Below are 23,856 nucleotides of genomic sequence, written 5' to 3'. Positions count from 1 at the left end.
CTGTTATTTTTTCCATTGGAACACTAACGCAGTTTGCGTGGCGACGATCTCGATTCGTCACAAAATCGCGACTGCCGATGATATGATCCATGTCCTTATGCATATCTTGTTTTTGCTTCCTCTTTCGCCGTGCTTTTTCGATTTGTCAGATAAACGCCAACAATAACGAGCGCACCGCCGATCATCTGCGGCAAAGTGATCGGATTGCCGAGCATCAGGCTGATCAGCGCGGTAAACACGGCCAGTAAATTGAGATAAACGCCGGATTGACTCGCGCCAACAGCGCGAACGGCGTAATTCCAGAAGACAAATGAGAATACCGATGGAAAAAGCGCAATGTAGAGTATGCCCATGAGCGCCATCCCACTTAAACGGTAAGAGAATCCTGACGTGAGAAAGAAGGGCATTAGAACAAGCAGTCCAAGCGTTGCAGATACTGCCGTTGCGGCAATCGGCGGAATGTCTCCCAACTTCTTTCCAATCAATGTGTAAAAGGTCCACACCGTGATCGCAAGCAGCATCAGCAAATCCCCATGGTTATATTGAATACTGAACACCTGCAGCAACGCGCCGCGTGTCAGAACAAGCAGGACACCTACTAAGGAGATCGCAAGCCCTAAACTATTGGCAAGAGCTATTTTCTCTTTCAAAAACCAGACAGCAAATATCACGATCATTGCCGGATTCATCGAATTGACAAGTGCCGCATTCAACGATGTCGTAAAACGAAGTGCCTCGTACAGCAGCACATTGTACCCAACAATGCCGAGTAAAGACATAATTAACAGAACCTTCCACCGTTTCCATACCTGGCCCCATTCTGGTTTTTCAATCACATGAGCCAGTGGGAATAAGATCAGCACTGCAATCAGCCAGCGCACAAAGGTCATTTGGATCGGAGTCATCTCACTCACCACGTACTTGCCGAAAACATAGTTGCCTGCCCAGAATAAGTTGGCAAGAACAAGAAAAATCACCGCCTGATACTTCTTCACAAGAATAGTTCCTCCTCAAGTAGAACGCATCCCCCAGCCGCGTTCACCTTTCTTTTTTTCACTAAAAATAGCGGGAAAGAGTACACAAAAAAATACCCTCCCGCCAAACTCTATAATTGCTTGTCCTGTATCCAATCACAAATAGCTCATTTTTTCGAGCACTATTTGTCCTTAGCCTGTTTCACCCATTGATTCGCGTTCGCAAATAGTGTTCGGACGGAATCATGTTGAGGAATGGACTGGGTTCGCCGTTTGATAGCAGAACCAGCTCATGCATCGCGCGCGTGCACGCGGTGTAGAAAATAGTCCGCTCGCTCTCACGGCTATAGTTGGCAGATGATGCATCATAAATAATCGCCGCATCGAATTCAATTCCCTTCGCTAAGTACGTGGGAATAATGATAAATCCCTTATCGAATTGATAGGTGGCTTGCGTAATTAACTTAACATCCGTCTTATCCTTTATCAAACGATAGGCTTCCCTGCACTCCTTCATAGTCTTTCCAATCAAGGCAAAGGTTTCAAATCCATTTTGCTTAAACGCGGCGATTTTCTCTAAAATGAGTGCGGATTTCTCCAATTCATCCGACGTGTCGATCCATTCGGGCAGCTTCCCGCTGCGGTCAAACGGCTCAATTTGCTCACCGCCCGGAACAATCGCCCGCGCGAAATTCATGATTTCTTTGGTGGAGCGGTAACTGCGCAGCAATGTGAGCTTCTTCACTTCTTCAGGCTTATAAAGATGCTCTGATAGCATCGTATCTGAATTCAGACTCTGAGCATAAATCGCCTGGTTCATATCACCCAGAATTGTCATTCGACATCTTGGAAATGCCGCTTGCAGATATGCCAATTGAGCTGGTGAATAATCCTGCGCCTCATCAATGATCAAGTGGCGAATTTCCTGATTTCCTTTTCTTCCCTGAATTTTTTCCTTCATATAAAGATAAGGAACAGCATCTTCCCATGGACAGTCGCCTTCTTCAAAACGCATCCGTGTTGACTTGCATATAGTGTCCCAGTAGCTCGGAACCGCGTCATCTGCATAGTGCCGATAAAATAGTTCACTATATACCTTTTGGCAATTCACGAAATCAAGCTGTTTCACTTTCCGTCTCATTTTTTTCATACGACGATTCATAACAATTTTACGCAGAAGCTGCTCCTCGCGGTCATAGTCATCGAATGTTTCCTGACTAAACTGTTTTTGCTTCTGCAGTTTTTCAAAAATGCTGGCATAATCCGATTTGTCCAGCAGTTCCGCTTCTTCCAGCACCCAATCTTCTTTTCTCTCCCGTTTAGAAAAAGCAGCCATTCGGCGCAACAGCCAGTCACGTACCTGTTCCAAACGATTCAGTAACGTTTGGTCGTTAGGCAATGCGTAAAAATAGTTGCTGATTTCTTCTCTGGAAACAATAACTTGATCGCGGAACGTAATGTTTCGAAAAATCATGCCCCTCGATTTCAAAGTTTCCAACAATTGGTCGATCAGATCCCGATAAACAAGTGATGCTTTAAAGCGGATGCCGGCAGTTCTTATCTTTAATTGCTCTCCATCCATCATTGTCAAGCATGATTCCGTTTGATCGAATGGGTTTTCAAGCTGAAGATCACCGCCGATCCGATCTTGGATGAAGTCCTTAAATGTCGTCTGCACCACATTTTCTTCACCTAGCTCAGGCAGCACAGAAGAAATAAAGCTTGAAAAAAGCGGATTTGGAGAAAAGAGCATCATATTGTCGGACCTCAAAGTCTTGCGGTAACGGTACAAAAGAAATGCGACACGTTGCAGTGCCGCGGACGTTTTTCCACTGCCCGCCGCTCCCTGAACAATTAAATAACGGTCGCTTTCATTGCGTATTATTTGATTCTGTTCCTTTTGTATCGTTGCAACGATACTTTTCATTTGCGAAGAGGCCTTCCCTCCAAGTACCGCTTGGAGGAGCGAATCGCCAATTGTCAGGCCCGTATCGAACATTCCCTTAATTTTGCCCTCACGAATAATGAACTGTCGCTTAAGTGTCATGTTGCCCCGAACTTCTCCGTCCAGCGATAAATATTTTGATGGACCGGGTGCGTAATCATAGTACATGCTCGAAACTGGAGCGCGCCAATCATAAATCAAGAAATCTTCATTTTTCGCATCCATTAAAGAGCCAATACCGATATAAAGCGCTTCGGACCGTCTCTCGTCTTCTTCACGGAAATCAATGCGCCCAAAGTATGGCGTATCCTGCAGTTTGGACAACGTCTTAAGTGCTTTCGTCATCTGCCCATGTCTTCGTTCGCGTTCCGACAAAAGCTCCGCCTGTTGCTTAATGCTCGCTTGAGTCTCGTACACATCATCATTTTCATCAAGGTTGACTGTAACGTCATCCCAGAAATTTTTCCTTAGGTCAACAATCCCCTGCTTCACATTGCTTTTTTTCCCCGTTATTTTTTCAACTTTTTCTCCAATAACATCAATGACTTCATTGACACGATCTTGTTCTTGCCTGCGTTCGCTCTGAGCCATAAAGGGAACACCTCTTGTTTGTTTGATCAGCACAAGTCATGGCGATTTTATTTTTTTGTTCACTTGACATCAATTAAATTTTATGCTATGTTATAGTTTGACGTTTCAACTCGATAATTGTCTCTTATTGAGTTATAACTATAACATGCACCGGAAGAAACTTCAATATCCGTGCGTCCTTCAACGTATGATTTGATTTAATTATATTCCAACTACCGCTTGAATGTATCATGGCGTTTGGATTTGGTTTTTAATATATCGTATTTATTTGGAGATAATCATTTTACACTAAGCTGAAAAAAGGTTAATCTTAATATGTATCCTTTTGAAGGCCGACGATTGATGCTGGTCATAGATGTAAAGCCACATCAATGTTTTGTAATAAAGCTCAAAAAGCAAACGCTTTCTTAGATAAGAAAACCTTAATTAGGGACAGACATTGTTTCGATTTAATTGGCAAGGGCATATAATTAAAGGGGATTTTCTCGGTGAAGATCCAATTGACGGGGAGGGGTTCATTCCATGAAAACGATTAGCAGCATCCAAGATCTCAGAAAAGCGCAGACAGCCATTGAGAACTTCAAGGAAAGCTACCCAAACACATTCTATCGGCTGATGCACCTTGTGAACTTCACACGACAACTTCAGTTTAAATACGAATACCTTTGTGGTCTGATGCTCGGAAAAGACGCGTACGCATTGCAATACGCCCCTCACTTTGTCCAAAGGTCGATCATCGATCTTTATAAAAATGAAATTGAGAAAATACACAAGCATCCTCAAGGGCTGCGCGCTTTGGAACAATTAATGAACGCGCATTTGGAAATCGGCTATGAAAATTTTTGTCTGCTCGTCCGCGGAAAATCACCGGAAGAGATCAAAGGCGTTTACTCTAATAATCGGATTATCAATTGATCTATTCGCTTTTTTGGACTAGATCGTTAACAGTTTCACCTCCCTAGTTATGCTGGAAGAAGGAAAAAGGAATGATATGCGCACCTGTATCTTTAAACAATGTGGTTTCTCCTATATTTATGTTTTATTTCCTTCCTCCACTTTTCGGTGTGGCAGCAGTGGTCAATTTAGTCATAGCGGTACTCGCTTTTTTCCTATCGACTAAATTTTTCAACATTAAGATTCCTTGGATTCATAAACTGCGCATGCTGATCAGCCTTTGGCTAATCAGTCTTATTGCGAATGCCTGCGGGTCGTTGTTCTTAAGCTCTATAGGCACTCTTGGTTTAAAAATTCATTTAAATCTCGTCGATTACTACACGATCTACGCTACACCGATGAGCGCACTGATCTTTGCCGCTGCTGTCCTTTTCTCCGGCTTGATCCTTTACGCATTTGCATACTTCTATTTGAACGCCCATTTAACAAAAAAACAAGCCGCACGGATCGCTGTTTTTTTCGCGATCATTGCGGCACCTTATCCGTTCTTAATCCCCACAAATTGGTTCTATTAAAATTTGCTTTATCTGATGATATCGGCAAGTTCAGCATGCGCTGCCTCAACTAAATCATCCACACCAAGAATAATCTGCATACCTTTTTTTCCACCACTGACAATAATATGATCAAGCGTACGCGCAGAACCATCGATCACTGTTTGATAGTGCTTCTTCATTCCAATCGGGGAACAGCCGCCGCGGACGTAACCTGTGTGTTTTTGGATATCCTTAACATGAATCATTTCAACCTTTTTTTCAGAGACTGTTGCAGCTGCCTTTTTCAAATTTAATTCCTCTGCGACGGGAACGACGAATACATAGAGCTCTCCGCTGTGTCCCTGCGTCACAAGCGTTTTATATACATTCTTCGGATCTTCTCCAACCTTCTTCGCAACGGAGATACCGTCAATCAGTCCATCGCTGATTTCATAGGTTTGCACGCTATAGGAAATGTGTTCGGAATCCAGAAGGCGCATGGCATTGGTCTTTGCTTTTGATTTCGCCATATGATCATACTTCCTTTCATTTTCTTGTACATTCTAACATAGCTATCGTTCAGGTGGATAGCTTTCCAAAGTTTATCGGCAAACAGCGCCCAGTCCCTAATTTCACAGGATGAGGTGACTTTCGCGTTGCATACAGGACGTACTTTCACAGGATGTGGTGTCTTTCGCGTTGCATATAGAACGTACTTTCACAGGATGTGATGACTTTCGCGTTTCATACAGGACGTATGCGTACTTAGCGAAAGATCCCTTACATACGAAAGGTCTTCTATTCTTAGCGAAAGATCCTTACATACGAAAGTTCCTTTGCTCCAAATACCGTTTTGAATCATCAATCTTGTCTTGAACAGACAATTCTGTTTCACACTGGTAGGAAAGTATAAGAAAACATTTAAAGGAAACGAGTGTAAGCGGTCCGAAAAAACGCCGCGTCCTGCGGCTCACCGGACACTAGGCCATCCATGGCCGTCGCAACTAAGTCTTCGCCTTCGCCAGAGGCTTGGCGAAGCCAAGTTTTCTAATAAATCATTTGGATCCTTAATTAAGTAACGCGGCCAGAGTAAAATAAGCGGAGATTTTCCGGTTATATGCATCCTGACGCTTAGTTCACAGGTAAATAAGGGTAATTTTTCCGCTTATGCACAGAAAAACCCTCCATTTTCACGTTTTTCGATTCGATAAGCGGAATTTTTCCGTTTATTTCTCAGATTGGGTGCTTACCTGATCGCCTAACTGTAAAAAAAGACCGAAGCGGCATCCTTAGGACCGCTTCGGTCTCACTTTTTTCTCTAATAGGTTTATTCTCTCTCTTATTGAACTTCCATGTGAAGATCGCCTGCTTTAACCCAACCAAACATTTTGATCACACGGTAAAGCACGATGGTGATGACACCAGGAATTAAGACGCCTGCGACAATAAATGCCATCAGGCCTTTAATACCTTGGAGGGCCAGTATGTTCAAAGGAGCGATGAAAGAACTAAGACCGAGTCCGCCAAGTTCGTAAGGAACCTGGAAATGAAGGAGCATAGTTGCGATTGGTGCACTGACTACCGCCGCAACGAACGGAGGAATCACAAGCTTCGGATTTTTCACGAGATTAGGGAACTGAACCTTAGGTGTAACAAGGGCCTGTGCAAAGAAACCGCCAAAATCATTCTCTTTAAATGACATAACTGTAAATCCAACAAATTGGACCGTACACCCGATTAATGCGGCAGCACTCGAAACAGGATCAAGCTGAAGCGCAATCGCCAGAGCCGCTGAAGAAGCAGGCGACATCAGGAAAATGCTCCAAACCAGCGCGATAACCATCGAAGCAATCAGCGGAGACCCTTGTACAGAATGAGTAATCATTCCACTGACTTTGTTCAGCGCAGGTGTGACAACGAGCGCTAGTCCATATCCGCACATTCCACCGACGAAAATGGATGCGAATGGGATCGCCATCATATCAAATTTCGTTCTGCCGCTGATCTTCTTTCCAACAAAGACTGCGATTATCGCTGCAATAACACCGCTGACCGGTTGTCCGGGAGCTATTGTTAATACTTGAGGTACCGCCGATTGAATTACAATCGCGTTGGCACCTACCGCCGCGCAAGCCATTGCGCTAAACATTGTCAAGGTGTTTGCCCTTAATTGATAAGCAATACCTGCGCCAATTGCCGGGGCAAGAAGTACTTTGGCTGCGCCGCCGATCACCATAAAAGGTTGGTAGCCGGTGAATTTGCCCAATGTTTCAAAGAGAAGACCCATACCTAATGTTACTAAGATTGCGTTGGCAATTCCCGCCGAACACTTATACATTCGATCCATAAAATAATCCTTCATTTTCTGTTTCCTCTCTGCATTCATCCTTTTTCGCTCCTTAATAATTTTTTCTCTTATAATTTAATAATCAAAATATTCCGCCACGAAAAGTGCTTTTTTAAGAAGAATATGGCGTTTCACACTCAGTTTCATCAACAAGGTTACATGAAAGATTCGAATAAAAAAACCCATCCGTAATTTTCTCGGATAGGCGCTTCTTCGCGATTGCTTGAGCGCCTATTTTTGACGATGATAAGCTAGACTCAAACAATTCCATTGTAATTAAATGGTTGTTGTTTCAGTCTTTCATGTGCGCAATCGCAAAATAATTCGAATCAAGCCTTTCACTCGTATCTTATTGATGACCTGTGCCATTATTCTCACTTCCTTTTTTCTGACTTTTTGTGGTTGACACTGATACTATCAGAATTTTTCCAAGTTGTAAATACCTAATTGCATTTTTAATTAAAATTTTCTGTGAAAGCCCCTTGAATCTATTTTTTTCGCTTACGAGCAGTGATTTTCCGTCTTTCACTATCAAATTAATTTACGTTTTCTTGTTTTTGAGACATAGGGATTGCCGGAAATCCAATAGCGCCAAGGGTAAAAGCGCGCCTCTCCTGTGTTCTCAATACCGACACGCGGACCGGCTATAATTCGTTTCGGCTTAAATCCCGAAGCGATATAAAGCGGTGATTCCGTAAACATGTGCCCATAATCCTCATGGGTTATATGTAACGCTTCCGTGAGTTTTCCCGGACCATTCGTCCGATCAATTGCTCGTTGCACGTTTCTTCTGGATTCGACAAGTTGCAGTCCATCCAAGGGTTGGACAGCACGGATTAGGATCGCTTCTGGGACATTTTCCGGACCGCTCACAACGTTAACCAGTGTGTGCGTGTGCATCAAAAATGTGTAGACGTGACCCGCGGATGAAAACATAATTTCCGTTCGTTTTGTACGCCTGTTTCCGTAACTATGCGCCGCGCGGTCTTCCGCACCCATGTATGCTTCCGTCTCAACGATATATCCTGATGTTGTTCCTTCTGGTGATTCTTTGACAAGTAAGCAGCCAAGAAGTGTTTTTGCTAACTCTTGTGTTGGCTGTTGGTAGAATTCTATAGGCAAAGGTCGATAGATCATGTTCAGTCCTCCGACAATTTTTCCACTCGTTCAGTGAACGCGTTCGATTCCTCCATAGAGTGGTTCTGTTTGATGTTCCCGTGCCCACGTGCGGTCACCATATGAATAATGCCACCATTCCGTTGGATTATGCGTAAATCCGGCATCTTCCATCATCTTTTTCAAAAAGCGTCGATTATCCCGGGCATGCAACTCGTTTACCGAGAGATTCTCGTTGCCTTCATAGAAATCCAGGTATGCCTCTTGATTAAACTCATCGAAATCCGTGCCCATCTCCAGCCAATCATTTCCATTGGCTAGTGTAAGATCAACGGCCGCGCCTGTATAGTGCGGTGCGGGCTTGAGAGGATCTTTAGAAGGAAATGCGACAAAGTCACTAATTTCTTTCTTAATCTTTTCTTCTGAATACCCTGCCTCGCGAAACTGGATAATCGTCCGATCATAGATAAATTTCTGCGTCTGAATTGAACGCCATCCGTCAATTAAAACGAACGAGATTCCTTCAGGAAGCCGCTCGGCAATAGACAAAATTTTTGCCGCGACACCTTGACGAAGGAACAGATCGTCACATGTTCCCGGCATTTTCTGTAAAAAATAGGATGGATAAATAGTAATTTTTGGTGAAAAATCGGATAATGAAACCAAAGGTTCATCTTGCTTTGTAAATTTATTGATTGTATTCATTTAGCGCACCTCAATGATTAAAGCGCCTATAATGACGCCTTGCCTATGTATTTTCTATTATTAATTACCGCGCTGCCATAATCTGCTCGTATGCCCGCTTAATCTGCGCCACTTTTTTATTTGCCTCTTTAATACTGTCTTCAGATGCACCTCGGCTCATCAGCCGATCCGGATGGTTTTCTTTGATCAGTTCCCGATATTTTTTCTTTATCACCTGATCCGAATCACTCGGCGCGCATTCAAGTAGTCGATAACTTGCGTCCAGGCTGACTTCATGAGAAGGTTCTCCTGCCGACGATTGTCCGAAAAATTGTGCTTTTATCGACTCATAATCTCCAGCCAGTCCAAAAATTGTGCACGCCGTCCGAATCATTGATTCCTCTTCAGCACGCAGCGAACCATCAGCCGCAGCAATCGCAAACAGAGCGGTAACCGTATCCACGAGCAGATCACGCCGCCCACGTACCGACGCGTATAAATTTTCAGAAATGGACTCGAAGGACTCCTCTGAATAACGCGACTCGTTGAAGAGCGCCATGATTTTCCCCAGTTGCTCTTTGGTCGGCAAGAAGGCCTGTCGGACAATTTGGTCGACTTGGCGCACCTCATTTTCAGAGACCACGCCATCTCTCTTCGCCAACTTGGCAAACAGTTTCACAATCAGCGCAACCTGCGGCATCAATTCGCCTTCTCTTGATTTTGAAACACGTCCATCAGCGTTGTATGTAAAGGTGTTTCCGCAATCCGGGCATGTCCAGTTGCCGGGAATATCATCAAAAGTTACATGATGCCCGCAATAAGGACAATTACGCGAGACTTTTCTGTGCCAGCGTGTGTCCGTACCCGTGCTGCGTCCTCCGGAAAACACGCGTCCTCCATTGCCGTTCGGCAGGAATATAATGATGATCAACGGAATCCATTCGAGCAAAAAGCCCGCAATGAACCAGACCACCACATTTCTTTTCTTTGCAGCGGCAAAGATAGCCACAACAATCGCGCATAATAATCGCCAAGCCACATCAATCAAACCTTTCTGCCGATTCAGTATTCCCGAATAGTTACTATATAAATAATAGCAGAAATTCGGACAGGTTCATGCACAAAAATTCTTGAATCATGATAATGGATCAGCAGCCTATTCCCGCTTTTTTTCTCAGTTACTTTTCGCAGTAGTATTTTTTTCAGGGTTGCGCAAGTTAAGGACATAGTGGCTAGTTCCCCTGTTTCTAAATCCGAAAAATTTGGAGGCTTATGTGTTGATCCGAACTATTTATTTAATGGCTATCGTTAGTTATATCGTATCTTTTCTTTTTCCCTATCAACCGGTCTTTAAATTATTCGTTTCCGTTCTCTGCATGCTTGCCGTTGGTTTTAGTCTGCGCCGCGTGCGAGGACTGGCTCTATTCTTTGGCGTCTTTTTTCTAGGGATGGGCGGTATAATGCTGATATTTAGTCACGCAAAGGCTACTCAATACATTACTTCTTTCGGAGAAATGATCCAGATGGTGACTCTTTTCGCGCTTATTCCCATTTTGTCATTACCCATTCGTTATGGTCATTACGCAGATGAGATCAGCGAATTAATTCGCAGAAAGGTGGCTAGCCGCAATCAATTTTATGTGCTCACTTCCCTAGTCTCTTTCTTCTTCAGTTCATTTATGAACTTAGGCGCACTGCCGCTTACTTATCATTCTATTGCTCCATCGACGAATCAGTTTGAAATGATGAACAAAAAGCGTTATCTGAGTCTGGCCATTACTCATGGCTATGCTATGCCCTTATTATGGAGTCCTATTACACCGATTGTCGGAACTGTTTTATACCTAACCAACACTGCCTATGCACATGTTCTTCCTTACCTCATCATTTTAAGCATCGCGGGTTTAGTACTTGATTGGGCAACTTCCGGGAGCGCCCCTAGATCCATGAACAAAGCGCGTAATAAAGCCGCAGAAGAAATTGCGGTCACCCTGGCAAGTGGCGCAGTCAAAGAACTCCGTTTGACACGACTTTGGCAAATTGTCGGCGCTGTCCTTTTACTGAACGGCCTAGTCACTGTTCTTGAACACTTCTTCACACTCAATTTTCTGTTTCTTGTCAGTCTGATCGTTCTGCCATTTGCCTTTATTTGGTGCTTTCTGATTGGTAAGAGTCGCTCCTTTTTGTTAGGGATTCGTCATCACTTCCGCACCTATATTCCTCAAATGCAAAATCAATTTTTTATTTTTTTAACCGCCGGGTTCTTTATTACCGCACTGCATGTTTCTCGGGCAGACCATATGGTCACTCGTGTGGTAGACGGACTCATCCAGTTCACCGGACTCAGACTTTTTCTTATTGTTCTGCCACTCATTCCGTTCGCACTCGCGTTTCTTGGACTGCACCCCGCAGTCGGTCTCGCCCTGATCTCTGAGGCGCTCCGTTCTCAGGTACTCCTTGAGGCACCTGTCGTTGTGACGGTCGCGATGCTCGGGGGCTCTATTCCCGCATTTCTAATGGGACCATATAATGCAACACTTGGCATGATGTCCGCGCTTATCCATGAAAAGCCGTTCACTTTGTCTCATTGGAACTTTCCGTTCACATGGCGCTATCTCATCCTGCTCACACTCTTTGTTCAGTTCATTTATAATCTTTAGATGCTACGGCATTCCGTTATGTAATGAAACCAGGCAGGGTTCCCCGCACCTGGTTTCTTTTTATTTCTCAGTAGCCTTCTTCACAAATTTCATAGTCACAAGCTTGCTGTATTTATAACCGTGCGTGTAGATACCTGTTTTCTTGACAACATCCATTGGTTTGGCAACAGACGCTTTGGTGATGTAACCGTCTTTGCTCCAAAGATTATCCTTGTATGCGCGATCCATCGCCGCTTTCAGACTGGAATCCGGCGTTGTCGGGAATTCCTTCTTCAACACTTTGAACGCTTCAGCTTTATCTTCATTAACAACCTTCAGCCCTTTCAACATCGCATTGACAAATTTCTGTACGGTTTCAGGATCTTTCTTGATTGTTGATTCTTTCACGCTGACTACGGAGTACGCATAGTCGCCAAGACTTGGGAACCCGTAGAACGGCTGACCCCAGGCACCTTTTTTGATGCCTTCGTTAATTTGCGGTTCGGCACCGTTCGCCATATCTGCTTTGCCTTGTGAAACGAGTGAGACAACAGCCGTTGCATCTGCAGGTTCATCGAGCTTTACGTCTTTATTCGGGTTAAGGCCGACCTTCATGAGCAAATAGCGAGTGAGCAGGTTCGGACTGCCGCCATAGCGTCCCGCCGCGATTGTCTTGCCTTTCATAAAGGCCGCTAGATCTGCGTCACTGTCACCCTTCAAAGTTAATTTCTTATTTGCCATTAAATAAACATTAGCGCGGTTGACAACATTAACGACTGAAGTAATCGGATCCTTGCTTTTATAATTGGCAATCTGGTTGGATTCGGGACCGCCAATGACGCCCCACGCATCGCCACTGACTACAGAGGTAACATGAGCGCCGCCCGTTGCTGTAATCGTTTTGACATCAAGACCTTCATCTTTAAAATAACCCTTGTCAATCGCAACGTACAACGGAAGATAAGCGATCAAATGCACCGGTTCGGCGATCACAATCTTTTTCACTTTTTGTTTGGAACCGTTTGTGGCGCATCCGCTCAATACCAGTGCAAATAAAAGCAGCAGACTTAACGCCCATTTCATTTTTTTCATCGTACAATTCCCCCAATTATTTAGGTGTTCTTCCTTTCATCAGCGTATGCTCCAGCCAAACCGTGCCTAAATACATCACAATAGATAATAGAGAAAGAACAATGACGCCGACCCATACGAGGTCGATGTTAAGCACTTGACCGGCATATAAGATCATGCGGCCGATGCCTTGCCTGGAACTGATGAATTCACCGACAATTGTACCTGCGAGCGCGAGCGAAATATTAATTTTCAGGATGCTTACGATCCACGGAATCGTCGTCGGTACAACCACTTTCATAAAAACGTGCCGACGTTTCGCCCCGAGCGAAACAAGCATTTTCTCAAGATCACGGTCTACATTTTGCACGCCGCTGTACGCGGCGATCGCAGCGACAATGATGGTCATGAGAAAAGCGAGTACTACCTTAGAATCAAAGCCGATACCGAACATGATAACCAGTACCGGTGCCAGTGCCAGCTTCGGAATCGCGTTAAATGCGATCATATAGGGCTCGAATATTCTGGAATAAAGCTCCGACCACCAAAACGAAAGCCCAAGTAAATAACCAGCTGCCGTACCCAGTATAAAACCGAGTATGGTCGATCCTGATGTATAAGCCAGGTCCTGCAGCAGCGTTCCTTGAGTGATCGCAGTCCACCCGGTGCGGACGATCGTACTCGGACTGCTCCAATAATAACTGTCGAGCCACCCGATGCGTGTCAAGAACTCCCAAAGAAATATGAGGACGACGCCAACCAGAATCTGCCCAATAAACGCTCGCCTTCTCAATTTAGTAGTTTGGATGGTTGGGTCTTCAATAAAAGGCTCACTTTTTTTTAATTGATCCGGCACTATTTTCACCTCCGTTCACTATGCATGCAACATTCAATCCGATGAAACGCGTTCTTCTCGGAGCATTAAAAGCAATTCTCGCTTTAATGTCAGAAAATGATCGTCCATCAATGTTTTTTCACTGCGCGGGCGTGGTAAATCAACCTCGATCTTCGCCTTGATTTTCCCAGGACGATGCGTGAATACATAAATTTCATCTGATAAATAAATAGCCTCATCAATATCATGGGTAACAAAAAGAATCGTTTTCTTAAAGTCCTTCCAAATATCAAGCAGCCAGTTCTGCATCTGCATCCGTGTCTGAGCATCGAGCGCGCCAAACGGTTCATCAAGCAAGATAACATCCTTGTCGTAAAGCAGCGTTCGAATCAACCCCGCTCGCTGCCGCATACCACCGGAAAGCGCATCGGGATGGTCATATTCAAATCCGCCCAACCCGTAATTTTTGAGCATGGGCAATGCCCGTTCGCGCGCTTGTTTCTTGGGGACGCCGCGAATTTCCAACCCGATAATGACGTTGTCGAGAATTGAGCGCCAAGGCAAGAGCAGGTCTTTTTGCAGCATATAACCGACATTTCCGGTTTCCCGAGTAATATCCTTTCCATCAAGAAGTACCTCACCGCTCGAAGGTTGGATGAGCCCGGCAATGATATTAAATAATGTCGATTTCCCGCAGCCGCTCGGACCAATGATGCTGACAAATCGTCCACTCTCAACATGCATCGTCGCGTCTTCCAACGCACACATGGGTTCACCATTCTTTTTATAATATTTACTGCAATTCACAATCTTGAGCTCGCTCACAAATCGCCACATCCTTTTCGAGGTTTGCGAGAATCTGAAGGGATCGAAATCCGTTTAGTTCCAAATGATCGCCTCCATCTGAATCAATGAATGCCCAATACGAGTGAACCGAGACGAGACGCCTCATTCACGTGTTCTTTAAATTGGGCCTTAATAGTGATATATGCTCTGGGCAGGAGCCGTGACACACAAATAAACAGCCGAAAGGGGATTCATTTTATTAAAAAGCACCTCGTTCTTGTCCTATGTCAGATTTTCCGCGAATTTCGACGGACAAATCTGTAGGGGAAGTGTTAATCTAGAACTAATCATTTAGTTCGGGAGATGAGGAGAATCGAAACAAAAGAATCTGTTGTTTTATCCTTAGAGGATTTAACGATGAATTATAGTGGACGCTACGTTCTCAAGGGACTCAATCTTGAGGTTCGACAAGGGCAAATTATCGGCTATATCGGTCCAAACGGCGCAGGAAAAAGTACGACCGTCCGCATTTTACTTGGTCTCCAGCAAGGCTACGGTGGAACGGCGCGTCTGTTTGGCGAGGACATCCGAACAAGCGGCATTTCGTATAAAAGCCGGATCGGCTACGTACCTGAAACAGCCGAAGTGTATGATATGCTCACCGCGCGCGAGTATCTTGTCTTTACCGGCGGATGCTATGGTATGGACGAACAAAGGGCGGAACGCAAGGGGAAACTGCTCATGGATCAATTCGGTCTTGCCGATGTTTTTGATACCCGCCTCTCTTCTTTTTCCAAAGGAATGCGGCAAAAAGTTCTGATTATCTCAAGTCTGCTTCATAATCCCGACCTGCTCTTCTTTGACGAGCCGCTAAGCGGACTCGATGCAAATAGTGTCCTCGTTTTCAAGGAGATTATCGCTAAACTCGCCGATCAAGGCAAAACCATCTTTTATTCCTCACACATAATGGATATTGTTGAGAAAATCAGTCACCGAATTGTGCTCCTGTACGATGGGCAGATTGCAGCGGATGGTACGTTTGACGAATTAAAGGCGCAGAACAAAGAAGGCAGCCTGGAGGAAATATTCAATCAGCTGACCGGCTTTCATCAGCACGCGCAGATCGCCGAGGATTTTGTGTCGATCGTGGAAGAGGTGTGACCGATGGGAGATAATCGTTTTTTAAACGTGTTGGATCGACTCAGATGGATTTTTGATCGAATACATGTGGATTATCCGATCATGCGGAAGGTGCTCGCTGCCAAATTGCTGATGGACGCGCGGCGGACGCCCGTTGTGCTCGGTGATCGCGCTCGAAATAAGAATAAAGAGGGCAATCTGTTTCTGAAATCACTTTGGGTCTATGCACTAACCGGGCTGTTTATTGTCCCAATTAATTTTCTTGGCAATGATTATTTATTCAAAATGAGTATCGTCTTCAGTATCATCCTTTTTATGGTCATGACGGCAATGATCGCCGACTTTTCGGCGGTGCTTCTCGATACACGTGATCAATCCATCCTATGGACGAAACCCATTGATTCCAAGACGCTGCATGCGGCGAAAACCGTTCACATTTGCATTTATCTCATCTTATTAACCGGAACGATGGGCCTCCCATCAGCAATTGTCGGCCTGATGCGCAGCGGTCCGCTGTTCTTTCTACTGTTCCTTGTGAATCTTGTGCTGATTGATTTGATCGCCATCTCTTGCACAACGTTCATTTATCTGATTGTGTTAAAATTTTTTGACGGCGAGCGTCTCAAAGATGTGATTAACTATGTGCAAATTTTCCTGTCATTCGCCATCGCCATCGGCTACCAGCTCGTTATTCGCGCGTTCGATATCACGGTAAATCACATCAGTCTGTCTCTATCTTGGTGGCAGTTTTTCGTTCCCCCGCTTTGGTTTGGCGCACTGTTCGAGTGGCTGATTGGCGGACATCACGAATCACAATTTATCATTCTAGGAATGCTCGGTTTCGTTGTGCCTATTGTGCTCATTGTGATTAATCATGGATTTAGCGCATCCTTTGAACGCGCCATCATTAAATTATCCGTGCAAACCGGAAGAAGCAGACAACAGCTCGGGTGGTTCAACCGATTTCTCGGCGGGCTGCTCTGCCCTAAGCAGGAAGAGCGGCACTTCTTCCGTTTCGCTGCGTTAATGATGAAGCAGGATCGCATGTTCAAGCTGAAGGTCTACCCATCACTTGGCCTGTCGCTTGTCTTTCCCTTCATTTTTTTAATGAACAGTTTGCAAGGCACATCTTGGGATCAACTGGGTAAAGGATCAGGTTACTACTATGTCTATTTCAGCCTGCTTCTGATTCCTACCGCTCTGCTCATGCTTAACTATTCAAGTTCGTATAAAGGCGCGTGGATTTACGGAACTGCGCCGATTGCCAATCGCTCGGCAATTTTTTCCGGAACACTCAAAGCAGCCCTCGCGCAGCTTTTCCTTCCGGTATTCCTGATTTTATCCGTTCTGTTCCTGGTTCTTTTTCATTGGCGTATTCTACCGGATTTAATTGCGGTACTCTTAACCGCCTCGATCTTCACCATCATTAGTTACCGATATTGCTTGGATGAAGCATTCCCATTCTCAAAACCTTTTGACGCCACTCCGACAAGCGGAAATATAATGATTTTCTTCTTGTTTCTCATTGCCGGATTGTTCGTCGCAGCGCATGCTACCATCCGCTGGGCTCTTCCCGGATACGGTATTTTCATCTACATTGCCTGCTTGCTCGTTGCGAATGGGATTGTGTGGAAAACGGGGTTGGGGAAAGAGTGATGTGTCGACAGGCAGGGACCGTACGCCACAAGAAAGGAGATTTTGCTCTTGGTGAATCATCCAGAGGATCAAAGACTTCCTGAAGAACGTGAAAAACTAAAGACGCGTATTATAGAGACAATTTACAATGATCAGCGAATTTCAGGTGCTTTTTTCGGTGGCTCCGTCGGCAATGGAACTGAAGACTTGTATTCTGATATTGATCTTCGTATCATCACCCAATCAGATCAACTCAAATCACTGACTGATCATAAAATAGAGATGGCCAGTAAATGGAGTGACATCTTGTTTATTGAAAATGCAAGTCTCTCTCGACTGCTTGTTGTCCATTATACAAATTTTATTAAAGTGGATCTTTTTTTCTATACACCAGAAATGATTCGTCCCTCTGTTTGGCTGCAAAAGATCAAAATAATCAAAGATTTCGAGAGTGGATTTCTACAGAATACTGCCGAACAATCAAAAGAGATAAACTATAAATATTCAACTCAGGACTATTTCGATTGGCGAAACAAATGTTTTGCCCATGTGCACGAAGCCTATCGCAGGTCTATGCGGGGAGAATATTATTATGCGCTTCATGATCTCGATGCGCTGCGCCAGTTACTGGCAATCGGCTGGTATATGGAAAAAGGGGCACAGCCCAACGCATATGGCGACTGGGCTAAACTAGAAGGCAGCCGAACGAAATTAAGTAAAAGTGAATTAAATCTGCTGGCCTCTTGGACGACATCAAGAAATGCCAATGACATTATGAAAACAATAGTAAAGATAAAACCCTATTTTGTTGAACTATGCCGTCATTTCTCTCGTCGATTTTCATTAAGCAATGATGAAGACTTAATTAATTCCGTGTTTCATCGAATTGAGTAAACAAAAATTATATATCATTCATTTCTTCATAGGTTTGTATCAGCGCGAACTTCCGCTACTTTTGCAGATGTTCAATCGTTTTCCGTTCATTGGCAAGTTGTGAAAAATCATAATTATTCTGCCAACGAGCCAATAGATCAGCGTATACTTTTCGATATTTCAATCCCGACTTGTTAAGAAACACAGCGTATGAAAGCCAGTCGATATGTTGTCTTGTACGTTCCTTTGGGTGATTGATCATGCTCAATAAATATTTTTGCGCATGTTCATCGGTAACGGTAGCGCGATTAATCATTTTGTCTCCGAAGGGATTCGGTGCCTGCACACCATCAAAGCCGACTTTCTGATACTTTTTATTTGAATTATAAATAGCGTTGGCTTCATAAAATGTCATAATCTCACCATTCGTTTTATTAAGGAGTTTAAAACGTTTAATCGTTATCACTCAAAAAGAATCATTCAAATCGGTTTTTTAACGATATGAATAACCTATTTCCTAATTAATCTAACAAACATGTCATGGATTCCGTCACTTACTATTTCTCTAATCATTGCGATCTTAACAATTACTTTGATAAGATTTCTTTTAAACTTTCGTATCCGTAAGGAGTTTCAGAGTGATCAAGTATTAAAAAAAGATGCTCAATTTATCGTTTATGGCAGTGGTGTAACTATTTTAAGAAGAAATTCCAAAACTCAATATAGTTGGAATGATATCTTTTCTTTTCAACAGTATAAAGAACTCTTTTTATTGTACGTCTCAAAAAAAACAAAGCAATTGTTATTCCTAGAAGATATTTTAGTTCAGTTCAGGAAATCCAATTATTTAAAACAATTAATGGCAACAAATCTTTCAAAAAAAATTAATAACAAATGACACGTTGACACATTCGAATCACTATTAAAAAAAACGAAACAACTGTATATGCTGTGTTTGTAGACTAGTGACAGCAGCTATGTCAGTGCCCCTCTTTTGCAAAAAACAAGCCACTTAATGCCTATCTTCGCAGCCAGTAAAAAAATTGAGAAAAACCCGAATGAGATTCATCAATAGATGACCAATTCTGCTCCTTCCCTATTTACTACTACGACCATTTTTTTAAGGCCCTGACAAAAGGGGGGACAGCGCAGAAACTGACGAGGTTTCCCGTCTACCTCCTGGATTTTTTGTAGAAGGTGGTTAATGTTATGGCAGAGCATGTCCAATTTTTTTGGCACGGTTGGTCTATCCCGATGGCCGCCTTCAGTCGTTGTCGGGCAGGTTGAATGCAAGGAAAAAATAGTGTTGTGGAAATAACTGCCCCTGATAAACTGATTGATCAAAAAATAGAAACAAACAGCTTGCACCCATTAAGTAATTTGGGCAAGTTTAATATCTCGTTTAGAAAAGGTAAGCAACATGAATCGGGAATATTTACGACATGTTAACACCAACCTCAATCCCCAGCTGTTTACATAGCTTGGAATAATAATTGGCAGTGTCCTGATAGTTTAAATTAATAAACAGCTGTAGGCGTTCTTCTAGTTTCGTTCCAGACTCTTTGCCCAACAAATTATTCGCCATGTGTTCCAAGGTCTCACTGATCAGTTGATTGTACAGATCATGATTTTTAACCGTGTAGCCTTGTGAAACCTGACAGTATTCCAAAGCCGTTTTGAATTCATGATTTAATAATGCCATTTCAGCTAGATTGTTAAAGAATACTGGTATTTTATAGTCACTGAAGTGCGATTGGTTATTTTGAAATTTAGAAACAAATTGTTTGGCCAGTACTTTTGCGACTGGATATTCTGCGAGAAAAATAGAGTTACTTAATAGAGCGAGCTCATAGTGACGCCAATTTTGACATTTTAATAAATAGGTAAACAGCGACTGGTACTGAGCATAATCAATTTGCCCGTTGTGTCGAATAAAATCGATCAACCCCAACATATTTAAACGCTTATGTTCGAGACGAAGCGAGTGCTTCGCAACGTCCTCTGTAAATTCTGTTTCCAGAAATGCTGCAAGCTCATCAATCTTGCTTTCTGTTGAAAGATCGTTCGCGTGCTGACTATAATAGTCCTCAAAAAAGCGTTTGTTCTGATGAAGTTCACGTTCAAATTCCTCCAAAGATAATCCTAATCTGTAAACCAGTGTGATCATTTTGTCATAGGTTGGATAGTAATTATTATGTTCAAGTTCGGATAAATGGGAACGCGAGAGAATACCTTGAGCCGTTTCTTTTTGGGTCATTCCTTTGTCCATTCTGATCTTTCTGATCAACGCTCCGATTGTCATCGTATGTATCTCCTCACTTTATGTCGATATACGTAACACAATGCTAAGCCTATTATGGCAACCATTTAATATGGTATCAATAGTTACGAGTAATGTTTGGGGAAGAGGTACAGAGCCTTAATGAATGGGACAGAAGAAAAAACAGTGACGCATGTACATGCGCATTGGCATCGATTAATGCTCATCCTATTATTTGGCAACATCGTCGCAGGAATTGCTTTTAGTGAAGTAATGCCCTTTTTGCCCTTTTTCTTGCGCGATTTAGGGGATTTTTCAGCGCGGCAGCTTAATAGCTATAGTGCCCTGGTGTTCTCATCCACTTACTTGACTGCTCTGTTTCTTTCACCGCTCTGGGGGAAAATAGGCGATCGGTTTGGAAGAAAACCAATCTTGTTGCTGAGCGCATTGGGTGCCGCACTAACAATCGGCGCTTTTGCCTTGGTAACCAATGTTTGGGGATTAATTAGCCTGCGTCTCCTGCAAGGCGCGTTCGCCGGCTATTTCAGCAATACAAATGCTTTATTGGCGGCGGAAGTTCCTAAGGATAAAAGCGGTTATGCCTTAGGAACGCTCGCTACCGGTTTCATAACCGGTTCACTACTTGGCCCTCTAATAGGAGGAGTGACCGGCTCACTTCTCGGTTACAGGCTTACTTTTTTAATTACAAGCTTTTTATTAATGATTGTTTTCTTGATCAATCTGTTCGGTGTTCATGAAACAAATCATCGCCCATGGATAAAGCGCTCATCGCTGAAACAAGTGAGATTTAGCGCTTTGCCGAACAAAAAAATCATCATGAACTTGTATTTGACCACACTGCTGATTCAAATAGGAAACAATTCCATCAATCCAATACGGTCTTTGTATGTGGCACACTTAATGAATCATACCGGAAATGTGACTTTAATGAGCGGAGTGGTCGCTTCGGCGCCGGGTATCTCTTGCTTATTGATGTCTTCCTATTTTGGCAGATTAGGTGATCGGATAGGGACGGACCGAATACTTAAAATCAGCTTACTGGCAACTGTTTGTTTCGTGCTGCCAATGGCTTTGGTCACGAACATTTGGCAGCTGGCTCTTCTACACCTGCTTATCGGACTATCCGATGCGGCATTACTACCGGTAGTGAATATCCTGCTTGCCAAGAATACACCTGTCTCAATTTCCAGCAGTATTTTTGGTTACAACCAATCTTTTCAATCTGCGGGAATCGTAATCGGTCCATTTCTCGGCTCCTTTATCGCTAATTTATTCGGGTATCGGGGAGTGTTTCTCGCGGCGACTCTAATATTCTGTGTCCTCGTGGTGATTAACAAAACTGCAAGATATCAGAAAGCATCAAAATGTTAAATAGTCATCATTTTTGAAAGGAAGGTTGGATATGGCAGATTATACTAAAAGCATCAGAAAGTTCGTAGGACATACGCCCATTATTTTAAATACAGCGACTGGAATTGTTATGGATCATGGTCAGCTGCTCCTGCAAGAAAGAGCTGGTGGTGGCTGGTGTCTGCCTGAAGGGTATCTGGAGTATGGTGAATCCTATTCGGAGGCATGTAAAAGAGAACTACTTGAAGACACCGGATTAAATGTCGAAGTTGTTCGACCACTCGGTATGTTTGACAAGTATTTTATGGACTATTCAAACGGAGATAAGCTGCAAAACATCGGTATGTTATTTTTGGTAAAGCCAATGAGTGGACATCTGCTTAAGAAACGAACCAATGAAACTTGGGATCTCAAATACTTTGATATAAATCATACCCCTGACCTCGTTTTCAAACAAAATCAGGACATGCTTGATTTGGTGAGAGACTTAGTTCGTCAAGATAAATTGATGCAGCATGATCATTTAAATTAAACGAGAAAGGCTGGGAGAGCATTGGATTACATAAACTATTTGAGATCAATGGTTGGTCAATGTGATCTTGTCAAACAGACGTTATCCTATCATTGAATAACTAACAATATAGAACCTGATTTCAGCTCAACACTATCCAAAAAATAAGCGACTCTCCTGCAATACAGGAAAGCCGTTTATTTTACTTTTTTCGAGTAAATATGCCTTCTCGGTCACATCACTTACAACTGTAAATCCTCACTGCCACGCCTTCTTCGCAAGACTCACAATTGATTCAAAAAACGCATCAGCGTTCACGTCATAAACAATCTCAACTTCACGCCCATCCGTGGATTCTTCGATCCGCCCCTGGCTCGGCTCTTCCGTATGAACAATTGTGCGCACCTTCTTCGTCTGCACCAGATCGGGATTGCCGGCCGCCATTGTCGTTAATACATCCCACAGGTAGTACGTCGAATTGGTTTCAAAATGAACGAGTGGTGGAACGGCCGCATAGCACTGGCCGAGAAAATCAATACCCGTATATCTGCGCAGCGACGCCCAGCGCTTGCGTATCGGAACGGTCAACGGTACCTGATTCGTGCTCTCCAGCGCGACCATCCGCACAGGAATACTGCTACGCCAAACCCGAGCCACGGCTTCCGGGTCCCAAAATGCATTCCATTCCGCTGTGCCGTCATGCTCCGGCTCCTGCACGTTACCCACAGGATTCAATGTACCGCCCATCCAAATCAAACGCTCGATTTTCTTCTCAATGTCGGGAGCGAAGTCGAGCGCACGCGCGACATCAGTCAAGGGGCCGGTACATAGGAGTGTTGTTTTTCCCGCACGTTCTTTGACCGTCTGCGCTAAATGCTCATGCGCAGGCAGTGTACTCAGCGGCGCTTTTACTTTTCCCGATTCATTTAATAGAGGAAGCGCATCGACAAAAAACGGATGCATGCGCCATTCTTTCGGAAACGGATTGTGCCCGCGTGAATTTGAGCGCGCAACCTCAACTGTTTTTCTACCAAATCGATCGATGATTTTCCGGCTCGCCTCAATGCCCGGCGTTAAATAGCCGTCGGCAGGAATGACCGACACGCCGGTGACCTCCACCTGATCCATTTGCAATAATAAAAATAAGGATACAAGGTCATCAATCCCCGCATCATGATTAAAATAAACATTCATCCGTTCCATCTCAGCACACCCTTTTGTCCAATACATATCTGTTATTTAACATAACAGATCATGTAAAAAAGGCGCAATCAAAAATGCATCTGATCAAACCTTACTATGATCAAGTGCTTATTGTTATCTTAGTCAATTATTGAGCTCTGTTTTTCGTGCATTGGGTCACGATTTTCGTGCATTGGATTGCCATTTTCGTGTATTGAATCATGATTTTCGTGCATTGACTCGGCTCCGGATCGCACTCGTGCATTGAACTCTGTTTTTCGTGCATTGGGTCACGATTTTCGTGCATTGGATTGCTATTTTCGTGCATTGAATCACCGATTTCGTGCATAGTCTCGGCTCTGGGCCGCGTTCGTGCATTAGATCCCCATTTTCGTGCATTGAATCATGATTTTCGCGCATTAGATCGCCATTTTCATGCATTGGATCACCGATTTCGTGCATTGAC

General features: G+C 43.7%; 21 protein-coding genes. 8 read left to right on the top strand and 13 right to left on the bottom strand.

The genetic code is table 11. From position 1 onward, the window contains the following. Positions 1 to 95: 95 nt before the first annotated feature. A complete protein-coding gene (locus ABWW58_RS07075) occupies positions 96 to 995 on the bottom strand; it encodes a DMT family transporter (RefSeq protein WP_353868457.1) in 900 nt (299 codons plus the stop codon). A gap of 181 nt (positions 996 to 1,176) precedes the next feature. Beyond that, positions 1,177 to 3,510, bottom strand: coding sequence for an RNA polymerase recycling motor HelD (gene helD, locus ABWW58_RS07070; protein ID WP_353868456.1), 2,334 nt, complete (start codon positions 3,508 to 3,510; stop codon positions 1,177 to 1,179). Between the two features lie 522 nt (positions 3,511 to 4,032). Between helD and ABWW58_RS07065 the strand changes: the two genes are divergently transcribed. Together ABWW58_RS07065 and ABWW58_RS07060 are read left to right on the top strand one after the other, a co-directional pair. Beyond that, a complete protein-coding gene (locus ABWW58_RS07065; RefSeq protein ID WP_093674334.1) occupies positions 4,033 to 4,425 on the top strand; it encodes a hypothetical protein in 393 nt (130 codons plus the stop codon). Positions 4,426 to 4,496: 71 nt separating this feature from the next. After that, positions 4,497 to 4,979 carry a hypothetical protein gene (locus ABWW58_RS07060; RefSeq protein WP_353868455.1) on the top strand — a complete coding sequence of 161 codons (483 nt, stop codon included), beginning with the start codon at positions 4,497 to 4,499 and terminating at the stop codon, positions 4,977 to 4,979. Between the two features lie 8 nt (positions 4,980 to 4,987). Here the strand turns inward: ABWW58_RS07060 and ybaK are convergent, their stop codons facing one another. The 5 genes from ybaK to ABWW58_RS07035 all read right to left on the bottom strand — a co-directional run bounded on the left by ybaK (position 4,988) and on the right by ABWW58_RS07035 (position 10,126). Beyond that, entirely contained in the window at positions 4,988 to 5,470 is a 483-nt protein-coding gene (ybaK, locus tag ABWW58_RS07055; RefSeq protein ID WP_353868454.1) for a Cys-tRNA(Pro) deacylase, read from the bottom strand. 809 nt (positions 5,471 to 6,279) lie between these two features. Next, positions 6,280 to 7,326 carry a PTS sugar transporter subunit IIC gene (locus tag ABWW58_RS07050; RefSeq protein WP_353868453.1) on the bottom strand — a complete coding sequence of 349 codons (1,047 nt, stop codon included), beginning with the start codon at positions 7,324 to 7,326 and terminating at the stop codon, positions 6,280 to 6,282. Positions 7,327 to 7,818: 492 nt separating this feature from the next. Continuing rightward, entirely contained in the window at positions 7,819 to 8,424 is a 606-nt protein-coding gene (locus ABWW58_RS07045) for a DNA-3-methyladenine glycosylase (protein ID WP_353868452.1), read from the bottom strand. Positions 8,425 to 8,454: 30 nt separating this feature from the next. Continuing rightward, positions 8,455 to 9,108: a M15 family metallopeptidase gene (locus ABWW58_RS07040; RefSeq protein WP_353868451.1), complete on the bottom strand. Its 654-nt coding sequence runs from the start codon at positions 9,106 to 9,108 to the stop codon at positions 8,455 to 8,457. Between the two features lie 64 nt (positions 9,109 to 9,172). Continuing rightward, complete coding sequence (locus ABWW58_RS07035; RefSeq protein WP_353868450.1) at positions 9,173 to 10,126, bottom strand: TerB family tellurite resistance protein; 954 nt, start codon at positions 10,124 to 10,126, stop codon at positions 9,173 to 9,175. A gap of 238 nt (positions 10,127 to 10,364) precedes the next feature. Here ABWW58_RS07035 and ABWW58_RS07030 point away from each other — a divergent pair, with 238 nt between their 5' ends. After that, positions 10,365 to 11,747 (top strand): hypothetical protein, encoded by a 1,383-nt coding sequence (locus tag ABWW58_RS07030; RefSeq protein WP_353868449.1) that lies wholly within the window; start codon positions 10,365 to 10,367, stop codon positions 11,745 to 11,747. Positions 11,748 to 11,807: 60 nt separating this feature from the next. Here ABWW58_RS07030 and ABWW58_RS07025 read toward each other — a convergent pair whose 3' ends face one another. From ABWW58_RS07025 to ABWW58_RS07015, 3 genes are read right to left on the bottom strand one after another with little or no spacing between them, the layout of a single operon-like run. Then, a complete protein-coding gene (locus ABWW58_RS07025) occupies positions 11,808 to 12,818 on the bottom strand; it encodes an ABC transporter substrate-binding protein (RefSeq protein ID WP_353868448.1) in 1,011 nt (336 codons plus the stop codon). A gap of 16 nt (positions 12,819 to 12,834) precedes the next feature. Beyond that, positions 12,835 to 13,653, bottom strand: coding sequence for an ABC transporter permease (locus ABWW58_RS07020; RefSeq protein WP_445783417.1), 819 nt, complete (start codon positions 13,651 to 13,653; stop codon positions 12,835 to 12,837). Between the two features lie 33 nt (positions 13,654 to 13,686). Next, positions 13,687 to 14,457 carry an ABC transporter ATP-binding protein gene (locus tag ABWW58_RS07015; protein ID WP_353868447.1) on the bottom strand — a complete coding sequence of 257 codons (771 nt, stop codon included), beginning with the start codon at positions 14,455 to 14,457 and terminating at the stop codon, positions 13,687 to 13,689. A 378-nt stretch (positions 14,458 to 14,835) separates the two neighbouring features. Here ABWW58_RS07015 and ABWW58_RS07010 point away from each other — a divergent pair, with 378 nt between their 5' ends. The 3 genes from ABWW58_RS07010 to ABWW58_RS07000 are packed head-to-tail and all read left to right on the top strand — an operon-like array spanning position 14,836 to position 18,087. Next, a complete protein-coding gene (locus ABWW58_RS07010) occupies positions 14,836 to 15,579 on the top strand; it encodes an ABC transporter ATP-binding protein (protein ID WP_353868446.1) in 744 nt (247 codons plus the stop codon). A gap of 3 nt (positions 15,580 to 15,582) precedes the next feature. Beyond that, on the top strand, positions 15,583 to 17,214 hold the full coding sequence (locus ABWW58_RS07005) for a hypothetical protein (protein ID WP_353868445.1): 1,632 nt from the start codon (positions 15,583 to 15,585) through the stop codon (positions 17,212 to 17,214). 48 nt (positions 17,215 to 17,262) lie between these two features. Further along, positions 17,263 to 18,087 carry a nucleotidyltransferase domain-containing protein gene (locus ABWW58_RS07000; protein ID WP_353868444.1) on the top strand — a complete coding sequence of 275 codons (825 nt, stop codon included), beginning with the start codon at positions 17,263 to 17,265 and terminating at the stop codon, positions 18,085 to 18,087. Between the two features lie 55 nt (positions 18,088 to 18,142). On the opposite strand, the gene ABWW58_RS06995 is transcribed toward ABWW58_RS07000, so the two are convergent. Then, a complete protein-coding gene (locus ABWW58_RS06995) occupies positions 18,143 to 18,481 on the bottom strand; it encodes a hypothetical protein (protein ID WP_353868443.1) in 339 nt (112 codons plus the stop codon). Between the two features lie 1,020 nt (positions 18,482 to 19,501). Continuing rightward, the gene (locus ABWW58_RS06985) at positions 19,502 to 20,368 is read right to left on the bottom strand and encodes a helix-turn-helix domain-containing protein (RefSeq protein ID WP_353868441.1); all 867 of its coding nucleotides are present in this window, start codon (positions 20,366 to 20,368) and stop codon (positions 19,502 to 19,504) included. Positions 20,369 to 20,488: 120 nt separating this feature from the next. Between ABWW58_RS06985 and ABWW58_RS06980 the strand changes: the two genes are divergently transcribed. Beyond that, positions 20,489 to 21,718: an MFS transporter gene (locus ABWW58_RS06980; RefSeq protein WP_353868440.1), complete on the top strand. Its 1,230-nt coding sequence runs from the start codon at positions 20,489 to 20,491 to the stop codon at positions 21,716 to 21,718. 31 nt (positions 21,719 to 21,749) lie between these two features. Further along, entirely contained in the window at positions 21,750 to 22,229 is a 480-nt protein-coding gene (locus ABWW58_RS06975; protein ID WP_353868439.1) for an NUDIX hydrolase, read from the top strand. A gap of 237 nt (positions 22,230 to 22,466) precedes the next feature. Here ABWW58_RS06975 and ABWW58_RS06970 read toward each other — a convergent pair whose 3' ends face one another. Further along, complete coding sequence (locus ABWW58_RS06970; protein ID WP_353868438.1) at positions 22,467 to 23,411, bottom strand: nucleoside hydrolase; 945 nt, start codon at positions 23,409 to 23,411, stop codon at positions 22,467 to 22,469. Positions 23,412 to 23,856 lie beyond the last annotated feature (445 nt).

This window comes from Sporolactobacillus caesalpiniae (assembly GCF_040513385.1).
Taxonomy (GTDB): domain Bacteria; phylum Bacillota; class Bacilli; order Bacillales; family Sporolactobacillaceae; genus Sporolactobacillus.
Note: the sequence above shows the minus strand (reverse complement) of the source record. Positions and strands in the feature narration are given on the sequence as shown.